General features: G+C 67.1%; 30 protein-coding genes. 20 read left to right on the top strand and 10 right to left on the bottom strand.

Translation table 11 applies throughout. The features are described 5' to 3' along the window. Nucleotides 1-3: 3 nt before the first annotated feature. On the bottom strand, nt 4-288 hold the full coding sequence (locus HWX39_RS25350) for a hypothetical protein (RefSeq protein ID WP_175970652.1): 285 nt from the start codon (nt 286-288) through the stop codon (nt 4-6). Nucleotides 289-613: 325 nt separating this feature from the next. Between HWX39_RS25350 and HWX39_RS25345 the strand changes: the two genes are divergently transcribed. Further along, nucleotides 614-856 (top strand): DUF6566 family protein, encoded by a 243-nt coding sequence (locus tag HWX39_RS25345; protein ID WP_175970539.1) that lies wholly within the window; start codon nt 614-616, stop codon nt 854-856. Between the two features lie 106 nt (nt 857-962). Here the strand turns inward: HWX39_RS25345 and HWX39_RS25340 are convergent, their stop codons facing one another. Beyond that, on the bottom strand, nt 963-1,637 hold the full coding sequence (locus HWX39_RS25340; RefSeq protein WP_175970538.1) for an HAD family hydrolase: 675 nt from the start codon (nt 1,635-1,637) through the stop codon (nt 963-965). 214 nt (nt 1,638-1,851) lie between these two features. Here HWX39_RS25340 and HWX39_RS25335 point away from each other — a divergent pair, with 214 nt between their 5' ends. Then, nucleotides 1,852-3,036 carry a sugar transporter gene (locus HWX39_RS25335; protein WP_175970537.1) on the top strand — a complete coding sequence of 395 codons (1,185 nt, stop codon included), beginning with the start codon at nt 1,852-1,854 and terminating at the stop codon, nt 3,034-3,036. A 74-nt stretch (nt 3,037-3,110) separates the two neighbouring features. Here the strand turns inward: HWX39_RS25335 and HWX39_RS25330 are convergent, their stop codons facing one another. Beyond that, nucleotides 3,111-3,887, bottom strand: coding sequence for a glucose 1-dehydrogenase (locus HWX39_RS25330; protein ID WP_175970536.1), 777 nt, complete (start codon nt 3,885-3,887; stop codon nt 3,111-3,113). Between the two features lie 185 nt (nt 3,888-4,072). Between HWX39_RS25330 and HWX39_RS25325 the strand changes: the two genes are divergently transcribed. The 13 genes from HWX39_RS25325 to HWX39_RS25265 all read left to right on the top strand — a co-directional run bounded on the left by HWX39_RS25325 (nt 4,073) and on the right by HWX39_RS25265 (nt 17,468). Then, nucleotides 4,073-4,975 carry a LysR family transcriptional regulator gene (locus HWX39_RS25325; RefSeq protein WP_175970535.1) on the top strand — a complete coding sequence of 301 codons (903 nt, stop codon included), beginning with the start codon at nt 4,073-4,075 and terminating at the stop codon, nt 4,973-4,975. A 222-nt stretch (nt 4,976-5,197) separates the two neighbouring features. After that, nucleotides 5,198-5,635 carry a hypothetical protein gene (locus HWX39_RS25320; RefSeq protein ID WP_175970534.1) on the top strand — a complete coding sequence of 146 codons (438 nt, stop codon included), beginning with the start codon at nt 5,198-5,200 and terminating at the stop codon, nt 5,633-5,635. Between the two features lie 306 nt (nt 5,636-5,941). Next, the gene (locus HWX39_RS25315) at nt 5,942-6,655 is read left to right on the top strand and encodes a helix-turn-helix transcriptional regulator (RefSeq protein ID WP_175970533.1); all 714 of its coding nucleotides are present in this window, start codon (nt 5,942-5,944) and stop codon (nt 6,653-6,655) included. 102 nt (nt 6,656-6,757) lie between these two features. Further along, a complete protein-coding gene (iaaH, locus tag HWX39_RS25310; protein ID WP_175970532.1) occupies nt 6,758-8,230 on the top strand; it encodes an indoleacetamide hydrolase in 1,473 nt (490 codons plus the stop codon). Nucleotides 8,231-8,763: 533 nt separating this feature from the next. Beyond that, nucleotides 8,764-9,900, top strand: coding sequence for a muconate/chloromuconate family cycloisomerase (locus tag HWX39_RS25305; protein WP_175970531.1), 1,137 nt, complete (start codon nt 8,764-8,766; stop codon nt 9,898-9,900). Nucleotides 9,901-9,956: 56 nt separating this feature from the next. After that, nucleotides 9,957-10,901, top strand: a complete 945-nt coding sequence (gene catA / locus HWX39_RS25300) for a catechol 1,2-dioxygenase (protein ID WP_175970530.1) — start codon at nt 9,957-9,959, stop codon at nt 10,899-10,901. A 114-nt stretch (nt 10,902-11,015) separates the two neighbouring features. Next, entirely contained in the window at nt 11,016-12,374 is a 1,359-nt protein-coding gene (locus HWX39_RS25295) for a Rieske 2Fe-2S domain-containing protein (protein ID WP_175970529.1), read from the top strand. Then, nucleotides 12,371-12,859 (top strand): benzoate 1,2-dioxygenase small subunit, encoded by a 489-nt coding sequence (gene benB / locus HWX39_RS25290; protein WP_175970528.1) that lies wholly within the window; start codon nt 12,371-12,373, stop codon nt 12,857-12,859. The genes HWX39_RS25295 and benB overlap by 4 nt, the downstream gene beginning before the upstream one ends. A gap of 40 nt (nt 12,860-12,899) precedes the next feature. Then, nucleotides 12,900-13,922, top strand: coding sequence for a benzoate 1,2-dioxygenase electron transfer component BenC (gene benC, locus HWX39_RS25285; protein WP_175970527.1), 1,023 nt, complete (start codon nt 12,900-12,902; stop codon nt 13,920-13,922). Nucleotides 13,923-13,924: 2 nt separating this feature from the next. Further along, nucleotides 13,925-14,695 carry a benzoate diol dehydrogenase BenD gene (gene benD / locus HWX39_RS25280; RefSeq protein WP_175970526.1) on the top strand — a complete coding sequence of 257 codons (771 nt, stop codon included), beginning with the start codon at nt 13,925-13,927 and terminating at the stop codon, nt 14,693-14,695. Nucleotides 14,696-14,786: 91 nt separating this feature from the next. Next, complete coding sequence (locus HWX39_RS25275; RefSeq protein ID WP_175970525.1) at nt 14,787-15,185, top strand: RidA family protein; 399 nt, start codon at nt 14,787-14,789, stop codon at nt 15,183-15,185. A 230-nt stretch (nt 15,186-15,415) separates the two neighbouring features. Further along, nucleotides 15,416-16,228 carry a creatininase family protein gene (locus tag HWX39_RS25270; protein WP_175970524.1) on the top strand — a complete coding sequence of 271 codons (813 nt, stop codon included), beginning with the start codon at nt 15,416-15,418 and terminating at the stop codon, nt 16,226-16,228. Nucleotides 16,229-16,289: 61 nt separating this feature from the next. After that, nucleotides 16,290-17,468, top strand: coding sequence for a YncE family protein (locus tag HWX39_RS25265; protein ID WP_175970523.1), 1,179 nt, complete (start codon nt 16,290-16,292; stop codon nt 17,466-17,468). 62 nt (nt 17,469-17,530) lie between these two features. On the opposite strand, the gene HWX39_RS25260 is transcribed toward HWX39_RS25265, so the two are convergent. Beyond that, nucleotides 17,531-18,241, bottom strand: a complete 711-nt coding sequence (locus tag HWX39_RS25260; RefSeq protein WP_175970651.1) for a response regulator — start codon at nt 18,239-18,241, stop codon at nt 17,531-17,533. A 626-nt stretch (nt 18,242-18,867) separates the two neighbouring features. On the opposite strand from HWX39_RS25260, the gene HWX39_RS25255 reads away from it, so the two are divergent. Both HWX39_RS25255 and HWX39_RS25250 read left to right on the top strand, forming a co-directional pair. Beyond that, nucleotides 18,868-19,206: a hypothetical protein gene (locus HWX39_RS25255; protein WP_175970522.1), complete on the top strand. Its 339-nt coding sequence runs from the start codon at nt 18,868-18,870 to the stop codon at nt 19,204-19,206. 95 nt (nt 19,207-19,301) lie between these two features. Next, nucleotides 19,302-19,523, top strand: coding sequence for a hypothetical protein (locus HWX39_RS25250; RefSeq protein ID WP_175970521.1), 222 nt, complete (start codon nt 19,302-19,304; stop codon nt 19,521-19,523). Nucleotides 19,524-19,590: 67 nt separating this feature from the next. On the opposite strand, the gene HWX39_RS25245 is transcribed toward HWX39_RS25250, so the two are convergent. Beyond that, nucleotides 19,591-20,130 (bottom strand): GNAT family N-acetyltransferase, encoded by a 540-nt coding sequence (locus tag HWX39_RS25245; protein ID WP_175970520.1) that lies wholly within the window; start codon nt 20,128-20,130, stop codon nt 19,591-19,593. 369 nt (nt 20,131-20,499) lie between these two features. Between HWX39_RS25245 and HWX39_RS25240 the strand changes: the two genes are divergently transcribed. Continuing rightward, a complete protein-coding gene (locus HWX39_RS25240; RefSeq protein ID WP_175970519.1) occupies nt 20,500-21,501 on the top strand; it encodes an AraC family transcriptional regulator in 1,002 nt (333 codons plus the stop codon). Between the two features lie 271 nt (nt 21,502-21,772). On the opposite strand, the gene HWX39_RS25235 is transcribed toward HWX39_RS25240, so the two are convergent. From HWX39_RS25235 to HWX39_RS25225, 3 genes are all read right to left on the bottom strand, one after another. Then, on the bottom strand, nt 21,773-22,315 hold the full coding sequence (locus HWX39_RS25235; RefSeq protein WP_175970518.1) for a carboxymuconolactone decarboxylase family protein: 543 nt from the start codon (nt 22,313-22,315) through the stop codon (nt 21,773-21,775). A gap of 139 nt (nt 22,316-22,454) precedes the next feature. Continuing rightward, the gene (locus HWX39_RS25230; RefSeq protein ID WP_175952135.1) at nt 22,455-22,676 is read right to left on the bottom strand and encodes a hypothetical protein; all 222 of its coding nucleotides are present in this window, start codon (nt 22,674-22,676) and stop codon (nt 22,455-22,457) included. Nucleotides 22,677-22,738: 62 nt separating this feature from the next. Beyond that, on the bottom strand, nt 22,739-22,990 hold the full coding sequence (locus HWX39_RS25225; RefSeq protein ID WP_175970517.1) for an HPr family phosphocarrier protein: 252 nt from the start codon (nt 22,988-22,990) through the stop codon (nt 22,739-22,741). Nucleotides 22,991-23,360: 370 nt separating this feature from the next. On the opposite strand from HWX39_RS25225, the gene HWX39_RS25220 reads away from it, so the two are divergent. Continuing rightward, on the top strand, nt 23,361-23,705 hold the full coding sequence (locus HWX39_RS25220; RefSeq protein WP_175952136.1) for a zinc ribbon domain-containing protein YjdM: 345 nt from the start codon (nt 23,361-23,363) through the stop codon (nt 23,703-23,705). A 43-nt stretch (nt 23,706-23,748) separates the two neighbouring features. Continuing rightward, entirely contained in the window at nt 23,749-24,585 is an 837-nt protein-coding gene (locus HWX39_RS25215; RefSeq protein WP_175970516.1) for a spermidine synthase, read from the top strand. Between the two features lie 33 nt (nt 24,586-24,618). Here the strand turns inward: HWX39_RS25215 and HWX39_RS25210 are convergent, their stop codons facing one another. Together HWX39_RS25210 and HWX39_RS25205 are read right to left on the bottom strand one after the other, a co-directional pair. Continuing rightward, complete coding sequence (locus HWX39_RS25210; protein WP_021158209.1) at nt 24,619-24,804, bottom strand: ribbon-helix-helix protein, CopG family; 186 nt, start codon at nt 24,802-24,804, stop codon at nt 24,619-24,621. A gap of 87 nt (nt 24,805-24,891) precedes the next feature. After that, nucleotides 24,892-25,650 (bottom strand): YoaK family protein, encoded by a 759-nt coding sequence (locus tag HWX39_RS25205; RefSeq protein WP_175970515.1) that lies wholly within the window; start codon nt 25,648-25,650, stop codon nt 24,892-24,894. Nucleotides 25,651-25,745 lie beyond the last annotated feature (95 nt).

Here is a 25,745-nt window from a genome sequence, read left to right as displayed (position 1 = left end):
CGGTCATCGCGGGCCGATGTCACGGTCGTCGTCGATGCGCCGCAACAGCGCATCGCAGCGTTCGCGCAGCGCGCGCAGTTCCGGCGCATCGGCGTCGAGCCGCTCGTGCTTGCCGCTGTCGGGATCGTGGTTCGCGACCGCGATGTCGTAGATCCCTTGCGCGATCGTCGCGGACGCGTCCGCGATCCTGACCCGCGCAAGCCATCCACATTCGGCGTGATGGCACGCGAGCCAGGCGCGCTGCGCATCGACGACCTGATCGGTCGTCGGCCATGCGCCGGAACGCATGCGCGCGGCCAGCTGGTTCGTCACGAGATAGGAGAGCAGATCGGTCGTTTGATTCACACGAAGCTCCTTGGCGAGGGGGCGGGACGTTCGATCCGCGAGCCGGGAAGGCGCCGGTGCGCCGATCGTCGTCCGGCCGCAGGGTCGTGAACCGCTTCGCCGGCTCGCGGCGCGTGCCGGCGGCGGTTCGACGCGCAATCGTCGCGCAAGCGGCATGCCGGCTGGCGGGTACCGGGCACGGCGCATGCGCACCGGGCCGACGGGCGCGCGGCGATCACGCGGCGCGCATTTTTTGCCTCGTCAGCGCAGACAGGCACAGGAGGCCGCCGTGCAAAATCGACAGGATGCCCAGATCCGCGACCCGTATCGCGGGCATGAGATACGCGTGTGGGCGCGGCGCAACGACAGCGGCACGTGGCGCGACGAGGTGCAGGTGTATGTCGGCGACGAGCGCCGCGAGCTGCTCGTGCCGGCGGCCGACGGCTCCGACTGGAAGACCGAGAGCGAAGCGCTGCGCGCGGGCGTCGCGCGCGGCCGCTATCTGGTCGACAAGCACATCGATGACGATTGAGCCGCGCGGCCGCCGCGCGCCGGTACGGCAGGGGCATGGCCGGTCGTTCGCGGCCTGACGAAACCGACGGCGATCCGGCGCTGGCGCCGCCGGCGAAGCTGACGTGTCAGGGCCGCGCCGCAATCTCGTCGAGATGCCACAGCAGATCGGCCGGATCGTCGTACACGCGCAGCGCGCCCGCGCGTTCGAGTTCGTCGCTGCCGTATCCGCCCGACAGCAGCCCGACGCCGAGCGAGCGGCAGCGGGCAGCGGCGAGCATGTCCCAGATGCTGTCGCCGACCACGACCGTATGTTCGATCGGCACGTTCAATTGCGCGGCGGCGGTCAGGAACAGGTCGGGGTCCGGCTTCGCATACTTGACCTGGTCGCGCGTGACCACGACGCTCTTCGCCGGATCGACGCCGAGCGCCGCGAGATTGATGGCGGCCGTTTCCATCCGCCCGCTGGTCGCGATCGCCCAGCGAATGCCCGCCGACGACAGCGCGGCCAGCAGTTCGCGGGCACCCGGCAGCGGCCGCACCTGCGCGCGCAGCCGCTGATAGGCGGCCGCATGCAGCCGCGCGAGCCGCTCGACGCGCTCGGCGTCGAGATCGCCCGACGTCTCGCGCAGCAGCTGGTTCAGGAACAGGCCGCCGCTCATGCCGATCTTGCGGTGGATGCGCCACACCGACAGTTCGATGCCTTCGGCATCGAGCGCTTCCTTCCACGCGAGCACGTGTTGATAGACGCTGTCGACGAGCGTGCCGTCGAGATCGAACAGAAAAGACGTTTCAATGCGCATGGGAATCTCCTGGCTCGAAAGGGTTCGGGCGAACGGGTCGCGGGAAGCGTGTCCGCACATTATCGGCGCCCGGCCATGTCATGACCATGTCCCGCGGCCAACCCGCACCACCTCGCGCCGCGCCGTGTCATGCGCCGCTGGTACAATCGCAACGATCGCCGGGCCGGGTTCTCCGCGCCGCGCGCCCCCAACCCTCGTCTCGTCGATTCCAGGCATGGCCACACCGGACGCCGTCAGTTCCAAGCACTCGTGGTGGGGTGTACTGACCCTGGCACTCACCGCCTTCATCTTCAATACCACCGAATTCGTGCCCGTCGCGCTGCTCAGCGCGATCGGCGACAGCCTGCACATGCAGCCGACCGACGTCGGCCTGATGCTGACGATCTACGCGTGGGCCGTGGCCGTCGTGTCGCTGCCGTTGACGCTGGCCACGCGCCATGTCGAGCGCCGCAAGCTGCTGATGGGGGCGTTGCTGGTGTTCATCGGCAGTCATGTGGTGACCGGCGTCGCGTGGAATTTCGCGGTGCTGATGGTCGGCCGGCTGGGCATCGCGTGCGCGCACGCGGTGTTCTGGTCGATTTCCGTGCCGCTGGCCGTGCGGCTCGCGCCGAGCGACCGGAAAAGCCGCGCGCTCAGCCTGCTGGCGATGGGCACGGCGATCGCGATGGTGGCCGGCATTCCGCTCGGGCGCGTGGTCGGCGAGACGTTCGGCTGGAGGGTCACGTTCCTGATCATCGCCGGCGCGGCGGGCGTCGCGTTGCTGCTGCTGCGCGCGACGCTGCCGGTATTGCCGAGCCAGGGCGCGGGGTCGCTCGGCAGCATCGGCGTGTTCCTGCGCAAGCCCGCGCTGGTGGCGCTGTACGCGATCACCGTGCTCGTCGTGTCCGCGCATTTCACGTCGTACACGTACATCGAGCCGTTCGTCCAGCGCGTCAACCATGCGAGCAGCAGCCGGATCACGTATGTGCTGATCCTGTTCGGCATCGCCGGCATACCGGCCGCGATCTGCTTCAACCGCATCTATCCGCACCGGCCGGACGATTTCCTGCTCGGGTCGATCGTCGCGCTGGCGGGATGCCTGCTGATCCTGTTTCCGTGCGCGCTCAATATCGTCACGCTGTCCGTGCATACGCTGGTCTGGGGCGGGGCGATCGTCTGCTTCGGGCTGGCGATGCAGGCGTGGGTGCTGAAGCTGGCGCCGGAGGGAACCGACCTCGCGGTGTCGATCTTCTCCGGGCTGTACAACGTCGGCATCGGCGCCGGCGCGCTGATCGGCAACCATATCGCCAGCGACTTCGGGCTGGCGTGGGTCGGCACGTTCGGCGGCGTGGTCGGCGCGGTCGCGGTCGGGATCGCGTGGCTCGCGTTGCGGCTGCATGCGAGGCAGGCGGTGGCGTAGCCGACGCCGGGTTGCGGCGTGCGGCATGGTGCATGTGGCGCAGGCGGCCACGGCCCGGCCTCGCGCGTCGCCGGTCATGCAACCGAGTAACCGCCGTCGGCCACGAGCGCATGCCCTGACACATAGCTGGAATCGTCCGACGCGAGGAACGCGACGATCGTCGCCATCTCCTCGGCGGAGCCCCAGCGTCCTGCCGGTGTCGATGCGGCAAAGGCCAGTTGCGCGTCTTGCGACGGCCAGATGCCGCGATGATGGAACGGCGTTTCGATCAACCCCGGGCACAGTGCGTTCACGCGCACGCCTCGCTTGAACCATTCGATCGAAGCGGTCTTCGTCATCCCGATCACCGCGTGCTTGCTCGCGATATAGACCGACGCATTCTCGAAGCCGATCAGCCCGCCCATCGACGCGTTGTTGATGATGCTGCCCGAACCCTGGCGCAGCATGATTTCAGCGGCGTACTTCATCGAGTTGAATACACCGCGCACGTTCGGCTCGAACACCATGTCGAACCGTTCGGCATCCTGTTCGAGCAGCGGCGCGAACACACCTTCCGTGCCGGCATTGTTGAACGCGATGTCGAGGCGTCCGTAGGCCGATACCGTGAAATCGAACAGCTTGCGCAGATCGTCTTCGTTCGCGACGTCCGCGGCGAACGCCCTGGCGTCGCCGCCGGCGGTCATGATTGCGTCGACCAGTTGGTCGAGCTCGGGCTTGCGCCGTGCGGAGACGACGACCTTTGCGCCGCGCCGCGCGAGTTCGATCGCGGATGCACGGCCGATGCCGGAGCTGGCGCCCGTTACCAGTGCGAAGCGGCCGTCGAGTGGGGCCGGTTTCGTGCTTGCGTTCATGATGAGATGCTCCAGAGTGAGGGATGAAAGCGGCGCATGCGGCTGAGTTGAAGCGGTTGCGATGCACGCTTGATAGGCATTGTGGTCGCTCGTCGGGCATAAAAAAATGGAACAATGGCGCATTCAGAATTCCCATTTGTGGAATGAACGGGCACAGCCACATGCGCGTGCCAGGAGGGTTCTCCATGCTCAACCGACTCGACATCCTCAAGATCTTCTCCGCCGCCGCCGCGGCGCCAACGTTCCGCGAGGCGGCGGCGCGTCTCGGCGTATCGCCGCAGGTCGTGACGCGCGCAGTACGCGAACTGGAAGAGATGCTCGGCGAAACGCTGTTTCACCGGACGACCCGGAGTATCCGGATCACCGCGTTCGGGCAGGCGTTCGCGCGTGACGCGCAGACGGCGCTGGCTGCCGTCGACGGGCTGTTCGGGCCCGCGACCGGCCAGGCCGACGAGCCGGTGGGCGTCGTCAGGATCACGGCGCCGTCGGGCATGGGGCGTCGTTACGTCCAGCCGATCCTGGGCGATCTGATGCAGCGGTATCCGGGCCTCGTGCCCGACCTGCGGCTGTCGGACGTGCCGTCGCCGGTGGTCGACGAACAGATCGACATCGGCGTGCGGGTCGGGGCGATCGGCGACAACCGCTTCGTCGCGCGCATGGTCGGGCCGTTGCCGATGTGGATCGTCGGCGCGCCGTCGCTGATCCGGCGGCTGGGTGAGCCCAGGAACCGCAAGGAACTCGAATCGATGCCGGTGACGTGCCTGATCGATCGCGCGAGCGGACGGGCGTGGCCGTGGATGTTTCGGGGGGAACACCAGTTCGTCCCGTCGTCGCCGGCCTACCTGACGGACGATACCGAGGTGGAGATCGAGGCCGTGTGCGCGGGCGTGGGGCTGGGCCAGTGCTCGGAGTATCTCGTCCGGCCGTACGTCGACCGGGGCCGCCTCGTGCGGCTGCTGCCGGGCCTCGAGCCCGAGCCATGGAAGTTGCACGTCTATCGGCCGCGACGCGGGCCGATGCCCCGGCGCATCCGGGTTGTGTACGACGAACTGGTGGCGAAGCTCGCCGACGCAACGTGGCGAGGGTAGTCGGGCTACGCGGCCGCCGATCGCGTGGGCGCGAAGCGGCGTCCACCCAGCGCTCGACGGCATCGGCGCATGGCGCGGCAGCAACGTGCGCAGCGCCCGGCCATCCGGCCAGGGGTGGTCGCGCCATTCGCCGCAAGACGCGGGGCAAGGCGACATATTGCGGCATCATCATGTTGCCGACGCACCCGCATTCGGTGCCCGATATTCGACTGGAGACTGTGTATGCCGATACCCCGGATTGAAACCCGCGACGCGATGGGCGACCCCGATGTGGTCTTTCTCAACCCGGATCACGTGCTGTGGATGTCGCAACCGACCGCTGCGCAGCGGCGGCCGGGCGGCACGGCCATACGCGTGGACGACCGCGTGAAGGGCGGTTCGTTGCTGATGGCCGACAATCCGCCGCCCGCTCGACTGCTGCAGGATCTCGGGCCGTGCGTGACGGTGACGCTGGCGAACCCGTCGTCCGACTATCCGGACGGTCTCGTTCACATACGTGCGCAGGCGATCGTCAAGATCGCGCCGGACGACCTCGACAAGCCGCTCGCCGAGCGCACGCTTGGCTGGGTCCACGTCCAGGACGGCTCGGCTTTCAAGGTCAGGGATTACGCCGGCGTGGCCGCGCAATGGCAGGCGTCGATGGCGGCTGCCGGCCGCTGAGCGGGCCTTCACGTCTGCGCGATGACGCTGCGGCCCGCCGTGCCGGAGTTGGCCGGCCGTTGTTCTTCCCGGAAAACCGGCTGCCTCGCGTCGTGCGCCGGGGGGAACTGCCCGGGTGTCGGCGGGCCGTGCGAAGCATGAGCCCGCTCGCGGTCGGGTTCGACGCGAGATACGCGCCGCATCGATCAGCCGAGTAACATGGCGCATCGTGACGAACCCGCGCCCGTTCGAGCCTTCGTCGCGACAGCGCCCGTCGAAGCGCGCGATGCAGGTGTTCTCCACCGGCTTACCGAGGAACCGCCCGTCATGAACCTTTCCGCGTCCGATATCACACCGGAGGAACTCCGGCTGTTCGGCGACATCGTCGCCCGCCTGGAAGCGCTGGGGCCGGTCGTCGATGTGAGAACGGTCGTGCTGCCCGCGATCACGCAACTGCTCCGCGCCGATTTCGCCGCGTCGTTCGACTGCGACGAACGAACCGGCCTGTGGCGCAACGGGTTCGCGTACAACGTCGATCCGTTGCAGATCGCCCGGTACGAAGCGTGGTTCCAGCATATCGATCCGGTCACGTCGCAACTGTGCGCGCGCCGCGTGGCGACCTGCGTCGACGAGGTGGTGAGCCGGCGCGAGCTGGAGCAGACCGAGTTCTACAACGATTTCCTGTGCCGCGACGGCATGCACCATGGCATCAACGTCTACGCATTCGACGGCGCGACCCACGTGGGCGACCTGCGGATCTGGCGGGCGCAGGGGCGGCCCGATTTCACCGAGCGCGACAAGCTGCTGCTGAACGGCATCGAGCCGTTTTTCCGGCGCGCGCTGCTGCGCCGGCGCCATGCGTGCGCGGGGCTGACCGAGCGCGAGAGCGACGTCGCACGGCTCGTCGCCGCCGGCTATACCGACAAGGACGTCGCGCGCACGCTCGGCATCGGGCTGTCGACGGTTCGCACGCATCTGCGGCGCGTGATGGCGAAGAAAGGCGTCGCCAACCGCGCGAGCCTGGCGGCCGCGCTGGCGTGACGGGCCGCGCGGCCGTCGGCCGGGGTCATCGATTGTGATGATGGGCGTCAAAATCGGCGCGCCCTACCGTGTGTCGATCCCCCGTGACGAGGAACGACGACGATGCCCACCCTGGGAACCCTGACGCTCACCGAAACCCGCAACGCGATCCTGCGCCGGGATTTTTCCTGTGTCGAATACGCGTACGCCTTGATCGAGCGGCACGCACGCTGGCGCTACCTGAACGGCTTTACCTGCGTCGACGACGCGCGGCTGCTCGCCGAAGCCGCCCGCTGCGACCGCGACCTCGCGACGTCGGCCGCCCCGCCCGTGCTGCTGGGCTTGCCGATCGCGATCAAGGACAACATCGACACCGCCTGCCTGCCGACCGGCAACGGCACGCTGGCGCTGCACAACCGCGTGCCGCCGCAGCACGCGCCGGTCGTCGCGCGGCTGCTGGCGCACGGGGCGCTGATCGCGGGCAAGGCGAACCTGCACGAGCTGGCCTTGGGCGTATCGGGCAACAACCGCGTGACGGGCGTGGTACGCAACCCATACGACTTCAACCGGATCCCGGGCGGCAGCAGCAGCGGCTCGGGCGCACTGGTCGGCGCGGGCGTGGTGCCTGCCGCACTCGGGACGGACACCGGCGGCTCGGTGCGGATTCCGGCGGCGCTGTGCGGCGCCGTCGGCCTTCGTCCGACCGTGGGGCGCTACCCGTCGGCTGGCGTGGCGCCGATTTCGCGCACGCGCGACACCGTCGGGCCGATCGCGCGGTCGGTCGAGGACATCGCGCTGCTCGACGCGATTCTGTCGGGCACCGGCACGCCGACGTCGATGCCGACGCGCAGCGCGACGCGCCCGGTGCGCCTGGCAGTCCCGCGCACGACGTTCTGGCGCGGCCTCGCGCCGGATGTCGACGCGGTGGCGAATGCCGCGGTGGCGAAGCTGGCGCAGGCGGGATTCGAGTGCGTCGACCTCGACCTGAACGACTATCCGGGGTTCTTCGACGATGAACCGGCCGTCATCGCGATGTATGAATTCCGTTCGTCGATGCACGCGTACCTGGTCGAGAACGGCTACGACCTGTCGGTCGACGATATCGTCGCGAACGTCGGAAGCCCGGACGTCGCGAAGATTGCCCGTCATATCACCGGCCCGGACGGTATTGGCGAAGCGGCCTATCGCACCGCGCTCGACCGCCGGACGCGATCGCGTGCCGCGTATCGGCAGTGCCTCGCCGACAGCGGGGCGGATGCGCTGGTCTTTCCGACCACGATCGCCGCCGCCTGCCCGATTCCGTCGGGCGACGCGATGATCCTCAACGGCGAAACCGTTTCGGTATTCTCGACCTACATCCGGAATACCGAGCCGGGCAGCAATGCCGGCGTACCGGGCATGACCGTCCCGGCCGGCCTGACGGCGGCCGGGCTGCCGGTAGGTCTCGCACTGGATGGGGCGGCCGGCACCGATCGCGAACTCATCGCGGTCGCGCTGGAGGTCGAGCGCGTGCTCGGGCGGTTGCCGGCTCCGGACGACGGGTACGGGGAGGCGGGGCGGCTGGCCGGCTACCCGGGCAGCGACGGCGCGTCGTGACGCGTAATCTGCCAGGACGCTCGGCGAGTCGATCTCGACCGGATGCGATCGATTGCGGCTGCCGGGACCACGCCGTCGTCGTACCCGGCCGCGGTCAGTACCTGCGTTGTCGGATCGGTCGCCATTTCGTCGGCAATCAAAATGGTCGCGGCCTGTCGCGTCGCTATCGCAACGTTCGCGAGCCGATGCACCGGTGCCGGCATTCGAACCACCGGCCCGAAACCCTTGCGACCCATCAGGAAAACCCTGATGCGGTCCAGTGAAGTCGCTCTTTGATGCCGTGGTCGGCGCGACGGCCGGCATCGTTCCTGCGTTCGCCACCCCGTGTCCCGAGCGCCCGCTTTCCCCTGATCCAGCACGGCTTCCGGACCGTTCTGTCTGTCATTGAGGGTATGGCGCATCCAGAAATCACCGAGATAGCCCGTAGTTTCAATACCTGCCAGGTATTGAAAAGCCCGCCTAAAAGTATTGGACGCTCGATCCGGCCGAGACGTATAAATCGCCTCAAGAACTTCACCCCCACGGCGTGCCCCATGTCCTCCGTCACCATCGAACGCATCGAAACCCGCCTCGTCGACCTGCCGACGATCCGCCCGCACAAGCTGTCGGTAGCCACGATGCACGGCCAGACGCTGATGCTCGTGAAGGTGTTCTGCAGCGATGGCGTGACGGGGCTCGGCGAAGGCACGACGATCGCCGGCATGGCGTACGGCCCGGAAAGCCCCGAGGCGATGAAACTGGCGATCGACGCGTATCTCGCACCGGCGATCGTCGGCAAGGATGCGACGCGCATCCAGACGCTGATGGCGTTCCTCGGCAAGCTCGCGAAGGTCAACCACTTCGCGAAGAGCGCGCTCGAAACCGCGCTGCTCGACGCGCACGGCAAGCGGCTCGGCGTGCCGGTGAGCGAATTGCTCGGCGGCCGCCGCCGCGACCGCCTGCCGGTTGCATGGACGCTCGCGTCGGGCGATACGTCCACCGACATCGCCGAAGCCGAGCGGATGCTCGACCAGCGCCGCCACAACGTGTTCAAGCTGAAGATCGGCGCGAAGGCGCCCGATACGGATATCCGCCACGTAGCCGAGATCAAGAAGGCCGTCGGCGATCGCGCCTCGGTGCGCGTCGACGTGAACATGGCGTGGAGCGAAACGCAAGCCGCGCGTGCGATTCCGGCGCTGGCCGATGCCGGCTGCGAACTGGTCGAGCAGCCGGTGGCCTCGGCAGCAGCGCTGGCGCGCCTGATGCGCCGCTTCCCGGTCGCGCTGATGGCCGATGAAATCCTGCAGGGCCCCGACAGCGCATTCGACATCGCGAAGCATCACGGCGCGGACGTGTTCGCGATCAAGATCGAGCAGAGCGGTGGCCTGTTCGCCGCGCAGCGTGTCGCCGCGATCGCGGATGCGGCCGGCATCGAGCTGTACGGCGGCACGATGCTCGAAGGCGCGTTCGGCACGGTGGCCTCCGCACACCTGTTCGCGAGTTTCGCGAACCTGCAGTGGGGCACCGAACTGTTCGGGCCGCTGCTGATCACCGAAGAGATCCTGACGCAGCCGCTCGATTACAGCGACTTCGAACTGACCGTGCCGGACGGCCCTGGCCTCGGCATCGAACTCGACGAGGACAAGGTCAGGCGTTTCACCCGCGACGGGCTGACGAAAGTCGCGCGATAGATAACCCGAGCCAGGCCAAGGCCGTCGTTCCCCCTAATACACATGGAGACACCATCATGAGCGTCAAAGTTTTCGATACCCGGGAAGTGCAGGATCTGCTGAAGGCCGCGTCGAACGCGGGCGCGAACGGCACGAAGGGCGGCAACGCGCGAATGCAGCAGGTCGTGCTGCGGCTGCTCGGCGACCTGTTCAAGGCGATCGACGATCTCGACATCACGCCCGACGAAGTGTGGGCCGGCGTCAACTACCTGAACAAGCTCGGCCAGGACGGCGAAGCGGCGCTGCTCGCGGCCGGCCTCGGTCTCGAGAAGTATCTCGACATCCGGATGGACGCCGCGGACAAGGCGGCCGGTCTCGACGGCGGCACGCCGCGCACGATCGAAGGGCCGCTGTATGTCGCGGGCGCACCGGTGCGCGACGGCGTGTCGAAGATCGACCTCGACGCGGACGACGGCGCGGGCCCGCTCGTGATCCACGGCACGGTGACGGACCTCGACGGCAAGCCGATCGCGGGCGCGGTGGTCGAATGCTGGCACGCGAACTCGCACGGCTTCTATTCGCACTTCGATCCGACCGGCAAGCAGAGCGATTTCAACCTGCGTGGTGCGGTGAAGACGGGGGCCGACGGCAAGTACGAATTCCGCACGCTGATGCCGGTCGGCTACGGCTGCCCGCCGCAAGGCGCGACGCAACAACTGCTGAACGGCCTCGGCCGCCACGGCAACCGCCCGGCGCACGTGCACTTCTTCGTCGACAGCCGCGACCACCGCAAGCTGACGACGCAGTTCAACATCGCCGGCGATCCGCTGATCTGGGATGACTTCGCGTACGCGACGCGCGAGGAACTGATCCCGCCCGTGGTCGACAAGACCGGCGGCACGGCGCTCGGCATGAAGGCCGATGCGTACCAGGACATCGAGTTCAACTTCGTGCTGACGCCGCTGGTGCAGGGCAAGGACAACCAGATCGTCCACCGCCTGCGCGCAGCCGCGACGGCGTAACCGCCCGCCGGCGCGGCGCGGATGCACCGCCGCCGGCCGGATTCCCCCGAGATTCAACCGATTACCGATGCGAGCGTGCTTGCAGGACGCGGCACGCGCATGGGAGGAGCCAACATGTCCGCCACGATCGACCAGGCCACCGACCTGGATCACCTGCTCGCCACCGCCGTGCAGGACGACAAGGAGGCCGGCGTATTCCGCTGCCGCCGCGACATCTTCACGAACGCCGAGCTGTACGAACTCGAGATGAAGCACATCTTCGAGGGCAACTGGGTGTACCTGGCGCACGAAAGCCAGATCCCGGACAACAACGATTACTACACGACGTGGATCGGCCGCCAGCCGATCGTGATCACGCGCGACAAGGCCGGCGAGTTGCACGCTGTGATCAATGCGTGCGCACACAAGGGTGCGATGCTGTGCCGCCGCAAGCACGGCAACAAGGGCAGCTTCACGTGCCCGTTCCACGGCTGGACCTTCTCGAACACCGGCAAGCTGCTGAAGGTGAAGGACGAGAAGACGACCGAATATCCGGTGCAGTTCAACACGCACGGCTCGCACGACCTGAAGAAGGTCGCGCGCTTCGCGAACTATCGCGGCTTCCTGTTCGGCAGCCTCAACGCCGACGTGCTGCCGCTCGAGGACTACCTCGGCGAAGCGCGCGTGATCATCGACCAGATCGTCGACCAGGCGCCGAACGGGCTCGAAGTGCTGCGCGGCAACTCGTCCTACATTTACGAAGGCAACTGGAAGATGCAGATGGAGAACGGCTGCGACGGCTACCACGTCAGCACCGTGCACTGGAACTACGCGGCGACGATGGGCCGCCGCAAGGAAGACGGCACCAAGGCCGTCGATGCGAACAGCTGGAGCAAGTCGGTCGCGGGCGTGTACGGCTTCGACAACGGCCACATCCTGCTGTGGACGCAGACGATGAACCCGGAAGTGCGGCCGGTGTATCGGCACCGCGAAGAGATCAAGGCACGCGTCGGCGACGTGCAGGCCGACTTCATCGTCAACCAGACCCGCAACCTGTGCGTGTACCCGAACGTGTTCCTGATGGACCAGTTCAGCACGCAGATTCGCGTGGTGCGGCCGCTGGGCGTCGACAGGACCGAAGTCACGATCTTCTGCTTCGCGCCGAAGGGCGAGAGCGAGGCCGATCTCACGACGCGCATTCGCCAGTACGAGGATTTCTTCAACGTCACGGGCATGGGCACCGCCGACGACCTCGAGGAGTTCCGCGCGTGCCAGGCCGGCTATGCAGGCATCACGGCGATGTGGAACGACCTGTCGCGCGGCGCGCCGCTGTGGGTCGACGGGCCGGACGAGAACGCGCGGAAGATGGGGCTGAACCCGCGCATTTCCGGCGAGCGCAGCGAGGACGAAGGGCTGTTCGTGTGCCAGCACGAACACTGGGTGAACGTGATGCGCGATGCGCTGAAGAAGGAACGCGGGGAGGTGGCGGCATGAGCTTCGAATACCGAACCATTTGCGCGGCGCTGTATCGCGAAGCGCGCCTGCTCGACGATCGCCAGTGGGACGCGTGGCTGACCTGCTACACGGAGGACGTCACGTACTGGATGCCCGCGTGGGACGACGACGATCGGCTGACCGACGACCACCAGAGCCAGATCTCGCTGATGTACTACCCGGACCGCGGCGGCCTCGAGGATCGCGTGTTCCGGATCAAGACCGAGCGCAGCGGCGCATCGACGCCCGAGCCGCGTACCAGCCACAACGTGACGAATGTCGAGGTGCTGGCCGAACGCGACGACGAGGTGGACGTGCGCTACAACTTTCACACGCTGAACCACCGCTACCGCGTGACCGATCACTTCTTCGGCACGATGTTCGTCACGTTGCGCCGTGCGGGCGACGAACTGCTGATCTCGTACAAGAAGATCGTGCTGAAGAACGACTACATCCGGCAGGTGCTCGACGTCTATCACGTCTGACACCCGTTGCTTTGTCATGAAAGGAAGGGGAGGTGACACCATGTCCATCTACAAGATTGCACTGAACTTCGAGGACGGGGTAACCCGCTTCATCGACTGCAAGGCCGGCGAGAAGGTGCTCGACGCGGCCTTCCGCGCGAAGATCAACCTGCCGATGGATTGCTCCGACGGCGTGTGCGGCACCTGCAAGTGCCGCGCCGAAAGCGGCCGCTACGATCTCGGCGACGACTACATCGACGATGCGCTCACCGAAGACGAAAGGGACGGCGGCCTCGTGCTGACCTGCCAGATGGTGCCGCAGAGCGATTGCGTGATCGCGGTGCCGACGTCGTCGGTCGCATGCAAGACGGGCCAGAGCGGCTTTGCCGCCACGGTGACGAAGGTCGAGCAGCACAACGACGCAGCCGTCGTGCTCGAACTCGACGTCGGCGCGGCCGCACCGGTCTTCCTGCCGGGCCAGTACGTGAACATCGTCGTGCCCGCGAGCGGGCAGCACCGGTCCTACTCGTTTTCGTCGGCGCCGGCCGATGCGAAGGTCAGCTTCCTGATCAAGAAGATCCCCGGCGGCGTGATGAGCACGTGGCTCGAATCGGCGCAGCCCGGCGACAAGCTGGAACTGCACGGGCCGCTCGGCAGCTTCTACCTGCGCGACGTGCCGCGTCCGCTGCTGTTCCTCGCGGGCGGCACGGGCCTCGCGCCGTTTCTGTCGATGCTCGAGGTGCTGGCGCGCACCGGGTCGCGGCAGAAGGTGCACCTGATCTATGGCGTGACGCGCGATCTCGATCTGGTGCTGGTCGACGCGATCGAAGCCTACGCGGCGAAGCTGCCGAACTTCAGCTTCGCGACGGTCGTCGCGGATCCGGCGTCGAGCCATGCGCGCAAGGGCTGGGTCACGCAGCACATCCCGGCCGATGCGCTGAACGACGGCGACGTCGACGTGTATCTGTGCGGGCCGCCGCCGATGGTCGACGCGGTGCGCAAGTACTTCGACGACGAAGGCGTGAAGCCGAACAGCTTCCACTACGAGAAGTTCACTCCCAACGTCACGGCAAAGGCGGCGTGATCATGCAGCGATTCTCTGGCAAGGTCATCGTCGTCACGGGCGCGGCGCAGGGCATCGGCCGCGGCGTCGCGCTGCGCGCGGCGGCCGAAGGCGGCAGGGTGCTGTTCGTCGATCGCGCGGATTTCGTCGCCGAGGTCGCGGCCGAAGCGGTCGGTGGCGAGACGGCCGGCTTCGTCGCCGATCTCGAGACGTATGACGGCGCGCATGCGGCGATCGCGCACGCCGTGCAGACGTTCGGCGGCATCGACATCCTGATCAATGGCGTCGGCGGCGCGATTCGCATGCGCCCGTTCGCCGAATTCGAGCCCGCGCAGATCGATGCGGAAATCCGCCGTTCGCTGATGCCGACGCTCTATACGTGCCACGCGGTGCTGCCGCACCTGCTCGCGCGCGGCGGCGGCACGATCGTCAACGTCTCGTCGAACGCGACGCGCGGCATCCGCCGCGTGCCGTACTCGGCGGCGAAGGGCGGCGTCAATGCGCTGACGGCGGCGCTCGCGATGGAATACGCGGCACACAACATCCGGGTCGTCGCCACCGCGCCGGGCGGCACCAGCGCGCCGCCGCGCCGCGTGCCGCGCAACGCGGCCGGCGACAGCGAACAGGAACAGGCATGGATGGGCGAGGCCGTGCGCCAGGTGACGGAATCGACGTTTTTCAAGCGCTACGGCACCCTCGACGAGCAGATCGCGCCGATCCTGTTCCTCGCGTCCGACGAGGCGAGCTACATCACCGGCACGGTGCTGCCGGTCGCGGGCGGCGATACGGGTTGAGCGACGTGTCGTGACGCCGCTTGCACGTGTTCAACCTGTGTTCATCGACAACCCACCGGCCGGCGCGAAGACGCCGGCCACGGAGACCTCCATGCGTGATCGCGAGGCCATCGTTCCGGCGGGAATGGAAGCGGTGTACGAGAAAATCGGCTACGCACCGGGCCTGAAGGTCGGCGATACGCTGTACGTATCCGGGCAGATCGGCCGCGATGCGGCGATGCAACTCGTCGAAGGCCGTGAAGCGCAGATCGTGCAGGCATTCGAAAATTTGAAGCACGTGCTGGAAGCCGCCGGCGCATCGTTCGACGACGTGGTCGACCTGACGACCTTCCATACCGACATGCGCGACCTGCCGTTGTTCATGCAGGTGCGCGACCGCTACCTCGATGCGCACCCGAGGCCGGCGTGGACGGCGGTCGGTGCGCACATGCTGGGCGGCGCGCCTGGCTATATCGTCGAGATCAAGGCGGTGGCCGTGTTGCCGGCGTGATGTGTGTCGACGGGAGGTTGGCACGAGGTGCCGCAGTCCGTGCATCGAATCGGCTCGTCGTGTGCCGGCACGGCGCGAGAGGCTTCGCGACGCTAGACGGAATCCTGACGAATTGCTTGCGCGCGAGCGCCGTCGTGAATCGTTGCGCGGCGTCAGCGACAAGCCGGGCGAGTTCGTTTATGGTGCGAGGGAACGCCGCGTCGTTTCTGTCCTTCCGTCGAGAATCCGCGATGAAATGCCTGCCCCGCGCCATCTTCGCCGCCCTTGCTTTCACCGTTGCGCAAGCCGCGCTCGCTCAGGCGCCGGGAACGGTGCAACTCGAGGACATGACCTGGACCGAGCTGCGCGACAGCATCCGGGCCGGCAGGACCACCGTCCTGATTCCGATCGGCGGGACCGAGCAAAGCGGCCCGTACGTCGCGCTCGGCAAGCACAACGCGCGGGTCAGGGTACTGTCCGAGCGGATCGCGGAAGGCCTCGGCAACGCGATCGTCGCGCCCGTCATCGCCTATGTGCCCGAGGGCGGCTATGCGCCGCCGACGTCGCACATGCGCTTCCCGGGCACGATTACCGTGCCTGACGACGTCTTCGAAAAAACCCTCGAATCCGCGGCCAACAGTTTCCGCGTCCACGGCTTCACGAACATCGTGTTTCTCGGCGACCATGGCGGCTACCAGAATGACATCAGGCAGGCGGTAGCGCGGCTCAACAAGTCGTGGGCCGGCACGGGCGCGCGTGCGTTCGTGCCGGCCGAGTACTACGGCACCAGTTCCGACGGTTATGACCAGATCCTGCGCGAGCACGGCGTGCCGGCCACGGATATCGGCACGCATGCGGGTCTGGCCGACACGTCGCTGCTGCTGGCGGTCGCGCCGCGCATGGTCCGGGTCGACAAGCTGCGCAACGCCGCGAAGCCCGGCGCCGTCGACGGCGTCTATGGCGGTGATCCGCGTCATGCGAGCGTCGAACTCGGCCGGCTCGGCACCGACGCCATCGTGTCGCGCACCGTCGATGCGATCAGAAAGGAAATCGCCGGCCGCTGACGCAGCCGCGCCATCGCGTTACCTTTGTCGTCGTTCCATTCAATCGGACAGGGACATCGTCATGCCGCCGCGCTTTCGTCGCCACATCCGCTTCTCCCGTCCCGCGATCGTCATCGCGGCAGCGCTGGCCGGCTTCGGCGCCCACGGCGCAATCGCGGCGTCGGCCGTCGCGGCCGTACCCGGCATGCCGCCCGTCATCCACCCCGACAACCTGTACAGCGAGGCGCAGGCCGGCCGCATGAGCGCGGCGGTAGCGGGCGCGTTGCCGCGCATCTATGTGCCGAACCTGAGATCGAACGACGTCTACGTGATCGACCCGGCCACGTACAAGGTCGTCGACCGGTTCGCTGTCGGCCGCAGTCCGCAGCACGTCGTGCCGGCATGGGACCTGCAGACGCTGTGGGTCGCGAACAATGCGGAAGGGCGAACCGACGGCAGCCTGACGCCGATCGATCCGAAGACGGGCAAGCCGGGCCAGGAAGTGAGCGTCGACGACCCGTACAACATGTATTTCATGCCCGACGGCAAGGCGGCGATCGTGGTGGCCGAGGCGCATGCGCGGCTCGACTTCCGCGACCCGAAGACGATGGCGCTGAAGTCGAGCCTCGATGTGCCGCAATGCAAGGGCATCAACCATGCGGACTTTTCGATCGACGGCCGGTATGCGCTCTTCACGTGCGAGTTCGGTGGCAAGCTCGCGAAGATCGACCTGGTGAATCGCAAGGTGGTCGGCTACCTTGAACTCGACCGGAAAGGGATGCCGCAGGACATCCGCGTGTCGCCGGACGGCAGGGTGTTCTATGTCGCCGACATGATGGCGGACGGTGTCTACGTCATCGATGGCGACCGCTTCACGAAGATCGGTTTCATCCCGACCGGCGTCGGAACGCACGGGCTGTATCCGAGCCGCGACGGCACGATGCTCTATATCGCGAATCGCGGCTCCAATCGCGTCCACGGGCCGCCGCACGGCAAGGGCAGCGTATCGGTGCTCGATTTCGCGACCCGCAAGGTGGTCGCAACCTGGCCGATTCCCGGTGGCGGCAGCCCCGACATGGGCAACGTCAGCGCGGACGGCAAGACGCTGTGGCTGTCGGGCCGCTTCGATGATGTCGTCTATGCGATCGACACCACGAGCGGCGCGGTCCGGTCGATTCCCGTCGGCATGGAGCCGCACGGCCTGACGGTGTGGCCGCAGCCGGGGCGTTATTCGCTGGGCCATACGGGGAACATGCGATAGGGCGGCGGCCGGTCGGCACGTACCGGCATGGCGAGCAGACGAAGGGCACGTGACTGCACCCGTCAGTCCCACGCGTGTTTGCTGAACTGGTAGCCCTTGCAGCGGATCGTCTTGATTCGCTTCGGTTCCGTCAGGTCATCGCGCAGCTTGCGGCGCAGCTTCGAGATGCGGCCGTCGATCGAGCGGTCGAAGCCGTCGAACTCGATGCCGCGTAGCAGCTGCGTCAGGTCTTCCCGGCTGACCACTTCGCCGGCACGGCAGACGAGGGCCCACAGCAGGTCGAATTCGGTCGACGTCAGGCGCGGCGCGCTCCCGTCCGGAAGGCGAACCTTGCGATCCGCCCGGTCGATCGAAAACTTGCCGAACTCGAATCGATGAGGCGACGCCGGCGCGACGTCGTCCGGGCGCATGCGTATCCGTCTCAGGTGGGCCTTGATCCGCGCGAGCAGAATGCGCGGCTCCACCGGCTTGTGGAGAAAGTCGTCCGCGCCGAATTCCAGGCCGAGCAACTCGTCGAACTGGTCGTCGCGGGCCGTGATCATGATGACGATGCCGTCATACCGCGTGCGCGCCTCGCGGCAAATCTCGAAGCCGTCCTTGCCCGGCAGGTTGATGTCGAGAAGCACCACGTCAGGGCGACGCGAGACGATGGTCGATACGGCGTCGGTGCCGTCGAACAGTGTGTCCACGTCGTACTGATGCATGCGCAGGTAGTCTGCGATCAGTGCGGACAGATGGACGTCGTCTTCGACGAGCAGGATTCGGATGGGCATCGCTAAACGAAGGGGTGAAACGGGAAAGGGGCGAGCGCTCAGGCCCATTCCGAACATGGGCGAGCCGAAGAGAGGCGCATGATACTGCGTAACATTCCGGCGGAATGTGGCGAAATCTGAATCGTTCGGCCACGCCTTCCGCGCGCCAATCATCGCCGCTCCGAACGGGCGAACGTGTGGAATCGTGTCGTCGCCGAACGGGACGATGTCCTGACGAAAGGGAGCGGCGTAACGTCCGGCGTGTCGCCGGCACGGAGGCCGGACGAGGGGGCGTTCGCAAGAAAACGTTTGCGAAACATGGTCGCGCGCACGAAGTACACATGCCCGGATCGCATCCCGGTAAAGATTGCTCGACATATCATTACAAAATATTACGAACCGGATGCAATGCGGTTCCTTACAATCGTGGCAATTCAGTGGCGAGCATGACCCACGCCAGCTTCCGGTCGGTTGCCAAAGAGCATGCCAGTGCGAAGGCGATGATCGATAGCGTGTGGTTGCACCGTTGATCGCGTGCCTTCGGCGAGCCGCAGCCGGTGCTCGACCCGTGCGGATCGGCGTCGGCGTGTCCCTGGCCTTCGGCGCGTAAACGTGCGGCCGCCACGCTGCTCTGATAGGAATGCGAAATGACGCCGCTTCAAATCATCCGGAATCTCGATTCACTGACGAGCGCGATCGAAGTCGCGGTCGCCCGCGCCGACTGGAACGAGGCCGTCCGGGCCGCCGACACACGTTCGATGTTCCTGATGACGCTTGTGCCCGATCAACCCGACGAGGTTCAAGCAGCGATCGGGAGAATGCGGGAGACCGATATCCGGATCTCGATTGCCGCACGGGAAACGCTGGAAGCCCTTGTCGCCGAGGGCCGGAAGGCGCTGCAACAAGTCCAGTGGGCGACGCAGGCGTTGGCGGCGCAGCCGCTGTCGCCGGGGGCGGATGCCCTGGCCGCCCGATTCCCTTCGTGACGCCCGTGAGCTTCACGGCCCCTCGCGACGCACATGCTCAATCCGCGGAAAGTTCTTTGGACAGGCCCGTCAGGTCTCAACGTTTCGGTGGCGGTATGCGATTTCGAAAACGCATCAGTTATGTCGATGCAACTCGGTGGTTCGTCGATGGCGACCACGACCGGGTGGAAACCCGCGACGGCGAACCGGCGGTCGCCACGCCGGAAGGCTGGCGTGCGGTGAAGCCGGGTGACTGGATATTGCTCGATGAGCGCGGCAACTGCTGGCCGATGGACAACGGGCTCTTTACCAGTCTTTATGAACCGGTGGAGGGGTGAGCACCGAGCGCGCGCCGACGCCGCAAACTCCCGCGGCGCGCCTGCGATAGCCGGTACGCCGTCCAGCTTACCGGCTCGCGCGCGAAAACAGCAATGAGTCGGCGTCGTTGAACCGGATCCGGATCGGCTCGCCGTAACCGGCTTTTTCCGCCACGCGGATCGACGCGACGTTGGTCGGCGCGATCACGCACACGCTGCGCTCGAACCGCTGTTGCCCGTCGAGCCATCCCAGCGCGGCCGCGAGCGCCTCGGTCGCATAACCCTTGCCGTGCGCCCACGTCGCCAGTGCCCAGCCGGCTTCCGGCACGCCGCGAATCGACGGCTCGATGAGCCGGTGAAAATCGGCGAAGCCGAGGTCGCCGACATAGCGCCCCGATGCCTTCTCGCGAATTGCCCAGTAGCCATAGCCGAGCAGCGGCCACAGCCCGCGATACGCGAGCATGCGCATCCACGAGTCACGCGGCGCCGACGGCTCGCCGTTGAAGATGTGCGCGACGACCTCCGGCTCGGCCCACATCGTGGCGAGCGCATCGAAGTCGCCGAGCGGATGGCCTTCGAGGATGAGGCGCGGCGTGTCGAGAACGGGCGGGGAGGAGACGGGCGGCATCGTGGTTTCCGAATACGAGGGGAGCATGGGACGGCCTGGCCGTCAGCACGTCGATGCCGCGCTGGCTGGGTCCCGTTCACGCACCCGCTGGCAGATCGGGCGGCGATATTTCCTGGCGAGCGGCGGCGTACGATCGGCGGCAGGCGACGGCGGCACTCTGCGAGCGGGCATGTCCATTTCGGCAAGACAGGGAACCGGAATGATAGCAAAACCCTTGCCCGCGCCGGCGACGCGGCGGCCGGCCGGAGGTGACGCCGTCGTGTCTACGATGTCGAATTCGAAGCGTGTGCGATTGCATCGGCTTCCCGCGCGATAATCGGACTTTCATGCGGCGTGCGCCGCCCTTCCGATGTGTCTTCACCACTCGACATGACGCTCGAATCCGACTGGCTGAGCCGCTTCATGGCGCTCGTCACGGTTACCGGGAAGCTCGAAATCCGCTGCGCGTTCGGCGCGCCGTGGGCGGTCACGTATGAGCGATCGCCTGCGCGCGAGATGCCATATCACGTCGTGCTGCGCGGCCGCGCGATCCTCGAGAATCCCGACGACGGCACGGTGCGCGAGCTCGGCGGCGGCGATCTCGTCATGTTGCCGCACGGTTCCCCGCACGTGCTGCACGACGGCAGCGGGCTGACGCCGGTGCCGGCGGTCAAGCGGCCCGGCGGTCATGTCTTCATCGGCGAGAACGCGGGCACCGGCGAGCGGCTTGACATGCTGTGCGGGCGCTTCGTGGTCGCGCCGCCGCATGACCGGCTGATCCGGCGCCACCTGCCGGCCGATCTCGTCGTGCGCGCGGCGACCGACAGCCGTACGCCCGACGCGCTCGCCGCCACCGCGCGGCTGACCGCGCTCGTGGAGCTGATGCGCGCGGAATCGCTCGAGCAGCAGCTCGGCGGCCTTGCGATCCTGAACGCGCTGTCGGCGGCGCTGTTCGCGCTCGCGCTGCGTGCGGTCAGCGAATCGGGGCAGGCGCCGACCGGGCTGCTGGCGCTGGCCGGCCAGCCGCGCCTCGCGCCCGCGATCGTCGCGATGCTCGACGATCCGGCGAGGCCGTGGACGCTGCCCGAACTGGCCGCGTTGTGCAGCATGTCGCGCGCGACCTTCATGCGTCATTTCCAGTCGAAACTCGGACACTCGGCCGCCGACCTGCTGACGGACATCCGGATGAGTCTCGCGGCGAACGCGCTGCGCCAGCCGTCGGCCAGCGTGGAGGCCGTGTCGGCCGACATCGGTTATCAGTCGGTGGCCGCGTTCCGCCGCGTGTTCACGCGCTGGGCAGGCATGACGCCCGGCGACTGGCGGCGCCAGTCGCTCGGCGGCCCGCACGACGCGGCCGCATCGGACGACAGCGTGGCCGGCGACGCGGAATAGGCGCGAAGAACGCGGCCGCCGGTTCCATTCGTCACATGCAGGCCAGCCCGCTGTCGACGCACGGTCTCAAAGGCCCGCCTCGACGCGGCTGCTGCGCAACGCGATGAACGGCGCGACAGCCACCGGCGCGTCGTGCCCTCCGATTCCACCGAGCGGCGCCGCGGCCGTGATCCACGCGGAACGCCGGTCGCGGCGACAGGGCCGGCGACGGGCGCGGTTGAGACCCCGGCGGGGCGTGCAGCGGAACCGCACGCCGGCACTAACGCGGGGCTTACTTCACGGGCGGGAAATCGACGACCGTGTCGTTGATGCGGTTGAACGTGTTGGTGAAGATTGTCAGCGCAATCGCGAGCGAGATTTCGGCGAGTTGCGTGTCGGTGTAGCCGGCTTCGCGGATCGCGGCGAATTCGTCGTCGGTGATCGTGCCGCTCGTCCGTTGGAGGTTCAGCACGAAACGGATCAGCGCGTCGCGCTTCGCGTCGCCGGTGTTCGGCTCGCTCGCACGGATCGCGCGCAGTGCGTCGGCCGACAGGCCGGTCATCTTGCCGAGCAGGTTGTGCGCGGCGACGCAGTAGTCACACCCGGTGTCGGAACTGACGAGCAGCTTGATCGTTTCGAGATCCTGCTTGCTCAGCGTGCCGCCGGCGAGCACGCCTTCGGCGTTGAGCACGGCCGCGAGCGCATTCGGCGCAAGATGGCCGACGGCGGCGAACAGGTTGGGGACGGTGCCGCCGGCGACCTTGCGGACCTGTGCGTACACGTCGGCGGTTGCGCCGGTGGCGGTTTCGACGGCGGGGATGGCGATGCGGCTCATGACTGGCTCCTTGATCGGAAAGTTGACGCCCGTTCGTTCGGGGTGACGCCACTTTAGACGCGCAGAGCGATCCTCATCAGTCGCAAAATCGCCAAATTGATGCTCAAAAGGATCAAGGTGATTCGCCGCCGCTGACGATCTACTTCCGGCTTTTCAGGAAGGTGCGCCCTTCGGCCGTGATCGACGCGCCCGAGCGGCCGTGTGCGGAATGGCTGACGAAGCCGGCGCTGACGAGTTCCCTGGCGATCGACCAGCCGAGCGCCGGCGCGTCGCGCCCGTAGCGGACATCGGCGAGGCGCTCGAGCGCCCAGATGGCGGAGGCCGACAGGTTCGGGGTGTTGGGCGTGAAGTTGTCGCTCATCGCTTCCTCGTGAAAAGGGGATTCGGGGTGGGCGGGATGCCGTGACATCGGGGGGGCGCGGGTCAGCGCGCCTGTAGCGCAGGCAGCAGCGCCTGCAGTGCCGCTTCCTCGTCGGGGCCGGTGGCCAGCACTTGCGCGGACGTGCCGCCGTGCACCTGCAGCGCCGCGATGGCGGCGCTGTCCTTCGCGTTGCCGCTGATCCCGTTCGCGATCAACAGGATGTCGCTTTCGAAGCCGCGCGCTGCCGCGACGGCTGCTTCGCGTGCGCAGCCGCCGCGGTTGCGGTTCCACGCGGGGCCGATTTCAACGTACACAACGGTTGCCACAATGTCGGAAAGCCTCTGGACGGAACGTCGGAATCGGTGTGCGGCGCCGGGCCGGCGGTGCGCCAGTCGGGCGTGAAATGGGCTTTCCCGCACGACTCGGGGAAGCTGGCAGTGCGGCCGGGGTGTGCCATCCTGCGTGGATGTACCGGCATTCTCGCTGAAACGGGCCGCAAATCCGGCGAACGGCGCGAAAACATTGATTATAATACAGCAATCAATACATGTGTATTGCATTATAATAGTGTGTGCGCCAAAGGCGGCCCGCCGACCCATCGGCCGGTACCTGCAGGCCCACCGGGCGACGCTGCCAGCGCGCCCGATATTTTTTATCGACGACTCCCCCTGAATGGAAGCTGCAATGAACGCCGCCCCCGCCTGCCCGCAATGCGCGATGGAAAACACTTACCCGGACGGCACGCTGACCGTATGCGCGGACTGCGGCCATGAATGGTCGGCCGACGCCGGCGCCGATACGGGCGACGAGCCGGCGGGCGACGTCGTCAAGGACGCCAACGGCAACGTGCTGTCGGATGGCGACTCGGTCGTGCTGATCAAGGACTTGCGCGTGAAGGGTTCGTCGATCACGCTGAAGATGGGCACCAAGGTCAAGAGCATTCGGCTCGTCGGCGGCGATCACGAGGTCGACTGCAAGACCGACATGGGCGGCTTCATGCTGAAGGCCTGCTACCTGAAGAAAGTCTGAGCGCGCACGCTCCAATCGACCGTTTGCAACCGACTGCCCGTTCATGGCCGAAGATCGAATTTCCTACGACGCGTTCATCAGGTTCCTGGCGACGCCGCTGAACGACGGCCGGCCGTTCGTGCTGGAGACGGAGCATGCGCTTTCGCTGCACTTCGACCATTTCGGCACGCAGAGCTTCATGTCGCGCCGGGATCCGGGCCGGCTCGAGCTCGGCTATACACGCGTGATGATGGGCTTTCTGCTGCTGCAGCCCGAGCCCGCGCACATCTGCATGCTCGGGCTCGGCGGCGGTTCGCTGGCGAAGTACTGCTACCGGCACCTGCCCGGCGCGGCGATCGACGCGGTCGAGATCAATCCGAACGTGATCGCGCTGCGGGATGTATTCAGGATTCCTGCTGATGACGGCCGGTTCACGGTGGTGTGCGCCGACGGCGCGGATCATCTGGAAAGGGCGGATGTCAAAACGGACGTGATCCTGCACGATGCGTTCGTCGCCGACGGCATGCGGGGCCGATGTACGGGCGCGGCATTCCTCGCTGCATGCCGCGAGCGCCTGAGCGAAACCGGCGTGCTGGCGATCAACTTCATGGACGACGATCCGGCGCTGCCGGAGCATCTCGAGCACCTGCGAGCCGTGTTCGGCGCGTCGTACACGCTGGTGCCGTGCGGCGACGACAACAACTTCATCGCGTTCGCGTGGAAGGGCGGCAACCGGCTGCCGTCGCTGCGTATCCTGCTCGAACGCGCACTCGCGTGTGCACGGGCCGGCGAGCTCAAGCTGGCGGCCACGGCGAGGCGCATGAAGGCGGGAGAGCATGTCGACCCGCAACGGCTGGTGATGCGGGCGCAGCCGCACGGGCGCTGGGAAATCGGCGCGTAGGCGGCGCTGCCCGCGCGGCCTGTACGGCCGCACTTACTTCACGCGCTTGCCGAGCGCGCTCTTGGTCTTGTACGTCACGCCGTGGCGGTCGAGATACTCGCGGATCAGTTGCCGCACGACTTGCGAAGGCGTGAGATCCTGCTCCGCGCAGAGCATCTCGAAGGCTTCCTTCTTCGCGGGGTCGATCAGGACGGTCAGGCGGGCGGTTTTTGTTTCCATTGCAGGGCGAGGGTGGTCGGTATGTTAATCAAATTATAATCGATCCGCCTTCGGCGCCACCGCCGAAAGCGCGCTTCCGATGCGCGATCAGCGCCTGCTGCGGAGCAACGCGAGCAGGTCGTCGATCACCGGTACGATCGCGAGCGTGACGAGCACCGCGGCAAGCGGCACGGTCGATACGTAGCCGACATGCTTGAAGCCGATCGCGCCGGCCAGGCCGCCAATGAAGAACGACGTGAGCATCGTCGCGTGAATCCGCAGTTTCGAGCGGTTGGCGATGACCGCATGCGCGTCGACGTCGACCGCCGAGCGGTTCCAGTAGAACAGCTTCCCGAGCTCGATGCCGAGGTCGGTCACGATGCCGGTCATGTGCGTCGTGCGGATCTCCGCGCCCGACAGCTTCGTGATGGTCGCGTTCTGCAGCCCCATGATGAAGCACAGCAGCGTCACGGTCACGGGCACGAAGAAGGTCTCCCACAGCGCGAGGTGGCTGCCGAGCAGGCCGAACAGGAGCAGCAGCGCGGCTTCGAGCAGCAGCGGCAGCATGAACTGGCTGTGCAGGCCGCGGCGGCGGCCCCAGTTGACGAGGATCGCCGAGCAACTGGCGCCGATCAGGAACGACCCGAGCGAGCTGATGCCGGCCAGCGCGAGCCGCACGTCGCCGAGCGCCGTCTGGTCGGCGATCGCCGACACGATGCCGCTCATGTGCGACGTGTATTGCTTGACCGCGAGGAAGCCGCCGGCATTGGCCGCGCCGGCGACGAACGCGAGCGAAAACCCGAGCTGACGGTTCGCGGTCGCGCTGCGGTGTTTTCCGGTCAGGTATCGAAAGTACTGCGCTGGCATAGGGGCTCGGGGCTTCGCTCAATCGCCGCGGATCGCGGGCACGGACGGGAAGACGGGCGCCGGACGGCGGGGCGGGTACGCCGCCTGCGCACAGG

The organism is Burkholderia sp. BCC0322 (genome assembly GCF_902833045.1).
Lineage (GTDB): Bacteria > Pseudomonadota > Gammaproteobacteria > Burkholderiales > Burkholderiaceae > Burkholderia.
Note: the sequence above shows the minus strand (reverse complement) of the source record. Positions and strands in the feature narration are given on the sequence as shown.